This window comes from Thermus sp., assembly GCF_040290245.1.
Lineage (GTDB): Bacteria > Deinococcota > Deinococci > Deinococcales > Thermaceae > Thermus_A.
Genome location: NZ_PSMQ01000076.1, coordinates 1 through 7,039 on the forward strand (window position 1 = coordinate 1; position 7,039 = coordinate 7,039).

At 67.4% G+C, this 7,039-nt stretch carries 6 protein-coding genes and 2 pseudogenes; 6 read left to right on the top strand and 2 right to left on the bottom strand.

Translation table 11 applies throughout. From position 1 onward, the window contains the following. Nucleotides 1-268, bottom strand: a pseudogene (locus C4301_RS08890) (S4 domain-containing protein); the annotation flags it as partial. Nucleotides 269-298: 30 nt separating this feature from the next. Here C4301_RS08890 and C4301_RS08895 point away from each other — a divergent pair. Both C4301_RS08895 and C4301_RS08900 read left to right on the top strand, forming a co-directional pair. Then, nucleotides 299-1,417: an alanyl-tRNA editing protein gene (locus C4301_RS08895; protein ID WP_352414730.1), complete on the top strand. Its 1,119-nt coding sequence runs from the start codon at nt 299-301 to the stop codon at nt 1,415-1,417. Continuing rightward, nucleotides 1,410-2,195 (top strand): annotated as a pseudogene (locus C4301_RS08900) (SDR family NAD(P)-dependent oxidoreductase). Before C4301_RS08895 ends, C4301_RS08900 begins: the two are co-directional and overlap by 8 nt. A gap of 1 nt (nt 2,196) precedes the next feature. Here C4301_RS08900 and C4301_RS08905 read toward each other — a convergent pair. Continuing rightward, nucleotides 2,197-2,742: an NAD(P)/FAD-dependent oxidoreductase gene (locus C4301_RS08905; protein WP_352414731.1), complete on the bottom strand. Its 546-nt coding sequence runs from the start codon at nt 2,740-2,742 to the stop codon at nt 2,197-2,199. Between the two features lie 25 nt (nt 2,743-2,767). Between C4301_RS08905 and C4301_RS08910 the strand changes: the two genes are divergently transcribed. The 4 genes from C4301_RS08910 to trmB all read left to right on the top strand — a co-directional run. Next, nucleotides 2,768-4,120, top strand: coding sequence for a PASTA domain-containing protein (locus C4301_RS08910; protein ID WP_352414732.1), 1,353 nt, complete (start codon nt 2,768-2,770; stop codon nt 4,118-4,120). Further along, the gene (locus C4301_RS08915) at nt 4,108-4,446 is read left to right on the top strand and encodes a YraN family protein (RefSeq protein ID WP_352414733.1); all 339 of its coding nucleotides are present in this window, start codon (nt 4,108-4,110) and stop codon (nt 4,444-4,446) included. The genes C4301_RS08910 and C4301_RS08915 overlap by 13 nt, the downstream gene beginning before the upstream one ends. Before the next feature lie 44 nt (nt 4,447-4,490). Beyond that, nucleotides 4,491-6,272, top strand: coding sequence for a menaquinone biosynthesis decarboxylase (locus C4301_RS08920; protein ID WP_352414734.1), 1,782 nt, complete (start codon nt 4,491-4,493; stop codon nt 6,270-6,272). Between the two features lie 7 nt (nt 6,273-6,279). Continuing rightward, the coding region (trmB, locus tag C4301_RS08925) for a tRNA (guanosine(46)-N7)-methyltransferase TrmB (RefSeq protein ID WP_352414735.1) at nt 6,280-7,039 on the top strand (760 nt) is incomplete at its 3' end.

Below are 7,039 nucleotides of genomic sequence, written 5' to 3' on the forward strand. Positions count from 1 at the left end.
AGGCGGAAGACGCTTGGCCCCTCGGCCTCGCTTCGGCTGGTCACGTACCCCGCGGGTTTGTGGAGGAGAAGGTGGTGGTGCTTCCTGTAGGAAAGGGGTTTGCCCTCCAGAAACAGGGGGGTCCTCTCCGGGTCTAGAAGATGGCCAGGGTCCTTGACCACCTCCTCCCCCACCCGGCCAAGCCCTCCCGGATGAGGCGGCGGACCTCCTTGCGGCTCCCCAAGCCCAGGTGGGCCAGAACCTGGTCCAAGCGTTTGCCCCTCCCCATCGGCCACCCTTTGCGGTCTATTCTAAGGGCATGCGGCTTTACCAGCTGGACAGCTACGCCACCCGCTTCCGGGCCCGGGTGGTGGAGGCCCAGGCGGGGGAAAGACCCCGGGTCGTCCTCTCCGAGACCCTCTTCTACCCCACCTCGGGCGGCCAGCCTCACGACACGGGCTGGCTCCGCTTCGAAGGGGGAGAAGCCCGCGTCTTAGAAGTCTACGAGGAGGAAAAGGCCACAGGCCGGGTGGTCCACGTCCTGGACCGGCCCCTTCCGGAAGGGGCGGAGGTGGAGGGGGAGATCGACTGGACGAGGCGGTACCGGCACATGCAGCGCCACACCGCCCAGCACATCCTCTCCCAGGCCTTTTTGCGCTCAGGCGGCTTCCACACGGTGGCGGTAAGCCTGGATGACCCCGTCTCCACGGTGGACTTCGCCGAGCCCCCGGACGAGGAGGTGGCCAAAAGGGCCGAGGCCCTGGCCAACTTCGCCGTCTACGCCAACCACCCCATCCGCGCCTTTGAGGTGGACGAGGAGGAGATCTCCCACTACCCCCTAAGGCGCCCCCCTAAGGCGAGAGGCCGGATCCGGCTTGTGGAGATCGGGACGTTTGACCTGGCGGCCTGCGGGGGCACCCATTTGAGAAGCTCTGCGGAGGCCGGGCCCATCAAGGTGCTGAAGGTGGAGCGGTACAAAGGGGGAAGCCGGGTCTATTTCAGCGCGGGCTGGGAGGCCCTGGAGGACTATGCCCAGAAGCACGCGCTTCTCCAACGCCTGGCCCTGCGCTACTCCACCCAGGCCCTCGAGGTGGAAAAGCCCATCGCCAAGCTCGAGGAGGAGGTCTACGCCCTGAAGGGCGAGGTCCAGGCCCTAAGGAAGGCGCTGGCGGATGCCCTTTTGCCCCGGGCCCTGGAGGAGGGAAGGCTTCTCGTCCCGGAGGGGATGGTGCAGGAACTGGCCAAGGCCCTTCTGGGCTGGCCGAAGACGGTCCTCCTCCTTTCCGAATCGGGTCGGTTCGCCCTGGTGGGGCCGGAAAAGGAAAAGGTTCTGGAAAGGCTTAAGGCCCTGGGGGCCAAGGGGGGCGGGAAGGAGATCGTAAGCGGCGTGCTGCCCCCAAATCGGCTTGCCGAGGCGTTGGAGGAGATCCATGTTTAGCGGAAAAGGCGTCCTGGTCACGGGAGGGGCCAGGGGGATTGGAAAGGCCATCGCCAAGGCCTTTGCCCGGGAAGGGGCCATGGTGGCCCTTTGCGACCTTAGGCCGGAGGGGCGGGAGGTGGCGGAGGAGGTGGGCGGGGTCTTCATCCAGGCGGACCTGGCCGAGGAACGGGACCGGGTGCGGTTCGTGGAGGAGGCGGCAAAGGCGCTAGGCCGGGTGGACGTCCTGGTGAACAACGCCGCCACCTCCGTGCCCGGCTCGGCCTTGAGGGTGGGGCTTTCCGAATGGAGGAGGGTCCTCGAGGTCAACCTCACCGCCCCCATGCACCTCTCGGCCCTGGCCGCGCGGGAAATGGCCCGGCTGGGGGGCGGGGCCATCGTCAATGTAGCGAGCGTCCAGGGGCTTTTCGCCGAGCAGGAAAACGCCGCCTACGCCGCCTCCAAGGGGGGGCTGGTCAACCTCACGCGTTCCTTAGCCCTGGACCTGGCCCCTCTGAGGATCCGGGTGAACGCGGTGGCCCCGGGGGCCATCGCCACCGAAGCGGTCCTCGAGGCCATCGCCCTTTCCGAAGACCCCGGGAGGACCCTTAGGGATTGGGAAGACCTCCACGCCCTGAGGCGGCTCGGACGGCCGGCGTGCTTTCCGAAAACACCATAGGAGGTGGCGGAAGCGGTGCTCTTTTTGGCCTCGGAGAAGGCCAGCTTCATCACCGGGGCCATCCTGGTCGTGGACGGAGGGATGACGGCGAGCTTCATGATGGCGGGCAGGCCCGTCTAGCTCAGTCCGTATGGTCCTTGTAGGCCTCCCCGCGGAGGTCGGAAACCAGCTGGACCGCCACCCAGGCCCCGTCCCCTGCGCTCACGATGGCGTGGCCCGGGACCCGGCCCCGGGCCACCCCCGCCGCGTAGACCCGGGGGTAGCTGGTCCTCCCCCCCTCGTCCGTCTCGATGAAGACCCCCTTCCGCCTCAGGCCCAAAAGGCTGGCCACGGTGGGCTCCTTGTGGGTGCAAAGGAGAAGCCGCTCCCCCTCGAGGCGGCCTCCCTCCTCGAGGAAGACCTCAAAAACCCCCCCCATGTCCCGCACCTCCTTGACCACGCCCCGGACCACCTCGGCCCCGTACCGTTCAGCATGCTCCTTAAGCCTTCTGAGGAGTTCCTCCCCGGAGGGCCCGTCCAAAACCCCCGGGTAGTTGGGCACCCGGCTCACGGTGAGGAGCTGGGACCGCCCCCCATCCACCACCGCCACCTTCAGCCCGGCCCGGGCCAGGAACAAGGCGGCGGAGAGGCCGGAAGGCCCCCCTCCGATAACCAAGACGTCGTTCATACCCCTCGTAGTATAATCGCCCCGCATGGTTCTGGACGACCGGTACCGGGTGGTGGAGCTTCTGGCCGAGGCGGGGCCTGTACGGGTGTACCGGGCGGTCGCTTCGCCCATGGGCGAACCGCGGGAGGACCCGGAGGGGACGAGGGGCCTTCTGGTCTGGTACGAGGTTCACACCCCCGAGGCCCGGGAGGCCTTTTACCGATACCGGGCAGCCCTCAAGCGGCTTTCGGAGCTAGGGCTTTCCGCTGTGCTCTCGGCGAAGCCCGGCCGGTACTACGCTTTCTTTCCCGAAAAACCCCTCTCCCAGCCGAGCCCGGAGGTGAAGCGAAGGGCCTTAGAGGCCCTCGCTCCCTTTGGGTTTTCCGAAAAGCACCTGGGGTTTTCCGAGAACCAGCCGGCCTACCTGACCCCCTTGCCCCTGGAAAAACCCCGTCCCCGCCGGACTTGGAACTGGACCCGGGTGATCCCGGGAATCGCCCTCTTTTCAGCGGGGGTTTTTCTTTTTGGGATGGGGTTCGTCCGGTACTTCAACCCCAAGGAGGTGGTCGTCCCGGAGCTGGTGGGAAAAACCGCCCTCGAGGCCTACACCCTTTTGAAGGACACGGGGCTAAACGTGGAGGTGCGGGAAGGCAACGACCCGGACAAACCCAAGGAACTGGTCCTGGACCAGAACCCCCCTCCAGGCGAACGGCTCAAGGTGGGCCGGACCCTGGTTCTGGTCCTGAACCAGGCCCTGCCCACCCCCGTCCCCGACCTGGTGGGCAAGCCCTTGGAACTGGCCCGAAGCCTCCTGGAGGAAGCGGGGTTTGCCTTGGGCCAGGTCAGCCGGGTGGAAAGCCAGGCCCCGGTGGGCACCGTCTTGGCCAGCCTACCCCCTCCGGGAAGCCCGGCCAAAAAGGGCCAGGTGGTGCACCTTCTCCTCTCCCAGGGGCCCCAGAAGGCAGCGGACACCCAGATGCCCAACCTCTTGGGCCTCACCAAGGACCAGGCCCTTTTCCTCCTAAACGCCGCGGGGCTTCAGGCCGGGGTCCGGGAGGTCCCCTCCGGGGCCCCTTCCGGCCTGGTCCTAAGCCAGTCCCCCCCGGCCGGGACACCCCTGGCCTCGGGCAGCGGGGTCCGGATCGCCGTCTCGGTCCAGCCCGAGGTCCAGCTCCCCCCTGAGCCCCAAGGCTACGCGGTCACGCTGAGCTTTACCCTGCCCCCGGAGGCGGAAGGGCGGGAGGTCCGGCTCACCCTGGTGGACGCCCGGGGAGAGCACGTCCTGTTTGAGGGCCAGGGCCAGGCGGGGCTCCCCCTTTCGGGAAGGTACACCGCCTTTGGCGAGGCCCGCCTCCGCCTCTACCTGGACGGGGTCCTCTATCGGGAGTGGGCGCCGTGAAGGGAGGCTGGGCCGAGGAAGCAGCGCTTCGGTGGCTTTTGAAAAGGGGGTACCGCCTCATCGGGAAAAACCGCCGCACCCCCTTTGGGGAGATCGACCTTCTCATGGAGCAAGACGGGGTCCACGTGGTGGTGGAGGTCAAGCAAAGGCGCTCCTCGAGGTTCGGCACCCCCCTGGAGGCCCTCACCCCTAAGAAGGTGGAAAGGCTCCTGCAAAGCGCCCGGTCCCTCCTGGGCCGGGACGACCTCCCCGTCCGCCTCGAGGCCGTCTTGGTCTACGGGAACCCCCAGGATCACCGCCTGGAACACCTCGTCTTGGAAGTGTGAGCCCCAAGGTGGTTTCCAGGCCGCCCCGGGATAAGCTGAAAGGCGTGTTTAGGAACCTTCAAGCCTACCTGAAGGCCCTCGAGGCCCGCGGGGAGCTTAAGCGGATCCATGCGCCGGTGGAGGCGGAGCTGGAGATCGCCGAGATCGCGGACCGGATGGTGAAACAAGGCGGCCCAGCCCTGCTTTTTGAAAATGTGGTGGGGAAGGGCTTTCCCGTGGCCATCGGCCTCTTCGGGACCCGGGAAAGGACCGCCTTCGCCCTGGGGGTAAAGGACCTGGACGAGCTTGCGGGAAAGGTCCAGGCCCTTTTGGAGCTGGAGCCCGGGAAAGGAGGGCTTTCCGCCCTTCTTAAGCTCCTCCCGAAGCTTAGCGCCCTCAAGGGCTTCTTCCCCCGGCGGGTGCGAACGGCCGCGGTGCAAGAGGTGGTCTGGCGGGGGGAGGCGGTGGACCTTTCCCGGCTCCCCGTGCTCAAGACCTGGCCCCTGGATGGAGGCCCCTTCCTCACCCTCCCCCTCGTCATCACCAAGGACCCCGAGACGGGGGAGCTGAACCTGGGCATGTACCGGATGCAGGTCCTGGACAAACGGAGCACCGCCATGCACTGGCAGCTCCACAAGGTGGGCCGGAGGCATTACGAGAAGGCCCGAAGGCTTAGGAAGCCCCTCGAGGTGGCGGTGGCCCTGGGGGGGGACCCCATCCTCACCTACGCGGCCACCGCCCCCCTTCCCCCCCTGCCGGGGGTGAACGAGTTCCACCTGGGGGGGTTTTTAAGGGGAAGACCGGTGGAGCTGGCCCGGGGGGTCACGGTGGACCTGCCCGTGCCCGCGGAAGCGGAGTTCATTTTAGAGGGGTACATCGACCCGGAGGAACCCCTGGTGGAGGAGGGGCCTTTCGGCGACCACACCGGCTTCTACACCCCCAAGGACCTCTACCCAAGGTTCCATGTGACCGCCCTCACCCACCGCAAGGGCGCGGTCTATCCGGCCACCCTGGTGGGCCCCCCCCCTATGGAGGACGCCTACCTCATCGAGGCCTCCGAGCGGCTCTTCCTGCCCGCCGTACGCCTCCTTCTGCCCGAGGTCCTGGACTACCACATGCCCCCTGAGGGGGTGGCGCACAACTGGGTCAACCTCCGGATCAGGAAGGAATACCCCGGACAGGCCTACAAGGCGGCCATGGGGCTTTTGGGCCTGGGGCAGATGATGTTCGCCAAGGTGGTCCTGGTGACGGAGGGCCGGGTCAGCCCGGGGTTTGAGGCCCTCCTCGAGGCCCTTCCCCACCTCCTTCCCGGCCGGGACACCCTCTTCGTCCGAGGGCCCATGGACGTCTTGGACCACGCGAGCCGGGCCTTCGCCTTCGGGGGGAAGCTCATCCTGGACGCCACGCGCAAGCTCCCCGAGGAGGGGGGGGAGGCCCCCTTTGCCCCCAAAGCCCACCCCCATCTCCCTGAGGACCCCAGGGTCAAGGCCCAGCGCCAGTACCCGGGCCTCTGGCTCGTGGCCATGCACAAAACCAAGGCCCACCAGGCCTGGGAGGTGGCCCAAAGCCTCCTCGCCACCCCCCAGAGCGAGGGGATCCGCCTCCTCCTCCTGGCCGATAGGGACACGGGCCTCGAGCCCCACGAGTTTTTCTGGGTCCTCCTCAACAACATAGACCCCGAGCGGGACGGCCGAATCCTCCAGGGGGCCTCGGGGCCGGTCTTGGTCCTGGACGGAACCCAAAAGCTCCCCGAGGAAGGCTTCGCCCGGGCCTGGCCGGAAAAGGCCGTGATGAGCCCGGAGGTGAAGGCCAAAGTGGACTCGAGGTGGGCGGAGTACGGGCTATAATCACCCCGTGCTCGTCCGGCCCGCCCTCCTTCCCAGCCTCCCACCGGACCCGCAGGCCCTCTTCGGACGCCCAGGCCCCTTGGTCCTGGAGATCGGCTTCGGAGACGGCCGCTTCACCGCCTGGCTCGCCAAGGCCCACCCGGAGTGGAACCTCCTGGGGGCGGAGGTCTCCGCGGCCAGCCTGGCCCGGGCCTGGCGGCGGATGAAGCGGGAAGGGATTCGCAACGTTCGCCTTTACCAGGGGGAAGGGGCTTTTGCCCTGAGGAACCTCTGTCCGGAGGACGGCCTCCTTCGGGTCTACGTCAACTTCCCCGACCCTTGGCCCAAGAAGAAGCACCAGGAAAACCGCCTTCTCAAGGAGGCCTTCTTCCGCCTGCTCTCCACCCGGCTCGCCCCAGGGGGCAGCCTCCTCCTCACCACCGACCACGAGGAATACCTGGGCTTTGCCCTGGAAGAGGCGAAAGGGACAGGCCTTTTCCGGGTGGAGCTCGGCCCACCCCCTGAGGCCCATCTCCAGACCAAGTACGCCTTAAAGTGGAAGGCCGAGGGGCGGAGGTTCTTCCACGCCGTCTTCACCCGGATCGCCAAGGACCCCACGCCCTTCCCCCCTGTCCGGAGGTACCCCATGCCCCATGCGCTTTTAACCGGAGAACTCCCCGAGACCCTGCCCGTGGCCAAACGGGCCTGGCCCCTGGACCCAGGAGCGGTGGTCCTCCTCGAGGTGGCAAAGAAGGCGGACGGGTTTTATCTCCTCACCCGCGTGGAAG

What these genes read in the sequence shown, in the direction of transcription:
- C4301_RS08910 (WP_352414732.1), top strand. Translation starts at nt 2,768, where the DNA reads ATGGTTCTGGACGACCGGTACCGGGTGGTGGAGCTTCTGGCCGAGGCG.
- C4301_RS08905 (WP_352414731.1), bottom strand. Translation starts at nt 2,742, where the DNA reads ATGAACGACGTCTTGGTTATCGGAGGGGGGCCTTCCGGCCTCTCCGCC.
- C4301_RS08895 (WP_352414730.1), top strand. Translation starts at nt 299, where the DNA reads ATGCGGCTTTACCAGCTGGACAGCTACGCCACCCGCTTCCGGGCCCGG.